The 2,235-nt window shown below is 65.7% G+C and carries 3 protein-coding genes; 1 reads left to right on the top strand and 2 read right to left on the bottom strand.

Translation table 11 applies throughout. The annotated features are described in order from the left end of the window. Window positions 1-175 precede the first annotated feature (175 nt). Both AQJ27_RS51300 and AQJ27_RS51295 read right to left on the bottom strand, forming a co-directional pair. The gene (locus AQJ27_RS51300; protein WP_067385978.1) at window positions 176-862 is read right to left on the bottom strand and encodes a TRADD-N-associated membrane domain-containing protein; all 687 of its coding nucleotides are present in this window, start codon (window positions 860-862) and stop codon (window positions 176-178) included. A gap of 107 nt (window positions 863-969) precedes the next feature. Beyond that, window positions 970-1,149: a helix-turn-helix domain-containing protein gene (locus AQJ27_RS51295; protein WP_079065975.1), complete on the bottom strand. Its 180-nt coding sequence runs from the start codon at window positions 1,147-1,149 to the stop codon at window positions 970-972. A 367-nt stretch (window positions 1,150-1,516) separates the two neighbouring features. Between AQJ27_RS51295 and AQJ27_RS51290 the strand changes: the two genes are divergently transcribed. After that, window positions 1,517-1,726: a hypothetical protein gene (locus AQJ27_RS51290; protein WP_067385974.1), complete on the top strand. Its 210-nt coding sequence runs from the start codon at window positions 1,517-1,519 to the stop codon at window positions 1,724-1,726. The last annotated feature ends 509 nt before the right edge of the window (window positions 1,727-2,235 follow it).

The following is a 2,235-nucleotide window of genomic DNA, read 5'->3' as shown; positions in this document are numbered from 1 at the left end:
GTTCGTTGACCAAATGGTCGTCCGAACAGCCGTCGTTCGGCGGCTCGAAGTCGCCCAACCTGATTACCCGCTGCCACCCGTCGCCGACCCACGCCTCAATGTGTAAGAGCTGCATGGCGACAAGGTCCCACGGCGTGGGTGCCCCCGGCGGCGACTCCGCCAGTTGTCAGCCGGTCTACTCCCCCGACTCGATCTCCTTGGGCTGCGGGTCGGGAAGCAGCCTGTTGACCATGGTCTCGGGCTGCGCCTCCACGCCCAGCGCCTTCAACGCGGCGGTCGAGTTGAGACGGTCCCTCTCTTGTGGGTCTTCGACACGATCAATGAAGGTCATCGCCACTTCGAGATTGTGATCGTTGTCGATCTTCTTCTCGTTGCTCTCAGCCGCCTTGGCCAGGTTCGCCGTCGTCCGCTTCCAGTGGAGCGCCAGCGCACCGCCGCCGCTCGTCAGCAACCCACCTGTCAAGCTCGTCACAATCGGTACGTAACTGCGGTCGGGTTTTCCGGCGTGCACCAGCGCCAGCGCTGCCCCTGTCAGGACGATCAACGCGCCGCCCGACATGAATGCCATGCTCAGGCCGAAGGTCCACTCGGACTGCTTCAGCGTGTGATTCAGGAAGTCGAAGTGGAAGTCTTGCCGCTTCTCGGCAAGATCCTTGGGCTGAGCAATGAAGACAGTCTGGATGTTGTCGACCCGTTCGACCCTCTGCTCAACCCGGGGTTGACGGATGATTCGCCACAGGCTCGTGGCTGCGACCTTTCCCAGCTCCCGAGCCACCTGCGTCCCGATGATGACCGCGATCTCGGAGGCGATCCCGCCACTCAGGGGGTTAAGGACGTTCCCCGCGTTTACCTTCCCTGCCATTACTCCCGGCCCCGTTCGCGTCAAGTGACACTGCGTCAACGCACATCAGGTTAGCGTCAGGAGCCGACAGCACTGGCCGATTTTCGGACCGGTCGGCGTTAGTCGGCCTACTTCGAGTCGGCGACGAACGTGCCCAAGCCCAGCTCGGTGCGCACCTCGCCCGTGTCGCGCAGGTGCGCCAGGGCCTTCTGCGCCGTCGACGCGGCGATGCCGAACGCGGCGCTCAGCTCGACGATGCCCGGCTCCCGACTGCCGGGCGGATAGGTGGCGCTGACCTGACCAGCCATCAGCCTCTCCCCCAACTCGACTGGGGAGGGGCTCAGTTGTTTTTGCCTTGCGGTACTATCGGTAGCAGAGGGTGAACCAGCCCCGCGCACCTGTGCGCCCCGGTGAAACGGGAGGGCAGGACAACGTCAGCCTAAGTGACTGGGCACGGTGCTATTCGCAGCCGCCGCGCCGACGATGTCAGTCAAGATCCCGGGCTGATGGGTAGGGCACGACCGCACGACCGCACGACCCGGGCCAGGAACATCGGCCCACCCGAGAACATTTGCGCGCCGCATCCCGCGCGGGTGTCTCGGTCCCGACCGAAAGGGACGGATCGAGGCTGCCTGCGCACCCGATTCCGACCCATGACAGGGAAGGTAAGGATCGGTGGACGGCACCGCCATCATCGTCATTCTCGCCATCGCTGGCGTGGCTTCCGTGCTGCTCTTTGCACTCAAGGGGCTGCTGGACCAGGTACCCGATGTGATCGAGTCAGCCAGCAAAGCCCGCGACGCCTGGACCAGCTTCCGGAGGGCCGACACCCTGCCCCCGGCGCTCCCGGCAGACGAGCCACGGGAGCCGCCCGCTGCCGCATAGGCCGTTGCGGGGTCTCCGTCGGTCTCCCTGGACACAGAAGACTGCCCGGGTGTCGGTGCCCGGAGCGGTCTTCTGTGCGGGGGGAGGGCCGTCCGTGGGCTCAGGCGGCGATGGCCACCCGGAACCGGATCGGAGCCAGAGCGGCACCCCCCGGAAAGAGGTGTGGGCCGAACAGGGCACAGCACATCAACCCTCCACACAACAGAGCCCGCCCGGTTGCCCCGCGGGGCTACGTCGTCCGTCAATGGCTGCGATCGCAAATTCGGCGTCCCCGAGAACAGCGCTGGAAGACAAACTGCATGACGAGCCGAACGCGTCACGCGTGCACGCGCAGTCAACTTCACGGTGATGCCTCACCGGAGCGCTCCGGTGAGGCTGCGTCTCATGGCTCCGGGCAAAGGCCCACGAGGATGCTCCCCGGCGGAGCCTCGGTCTATCACCGGCTCTGTCACACGCCTGTCACCAACTACGCCGACGCCACCGGACCGCGACGCCCCGACCTGCTACAA

Source organism: Streptomyces olivochromogenes (assembly GCF_001514115.1).
In the GTDB taxonomy this organism is placed as follows: domain Bacteria; phylum Actinomycetota; class Actinomycetes; order Streptomycetales; family Streptomycetaceae; genus Streptomyces; species Streptomyces olivochromogenes.
The sequence above is the reverse complement of the archived record's forward strand: the minus strand, read 5'-3'. Positions and strand labels throughout refer to the sequence as shown.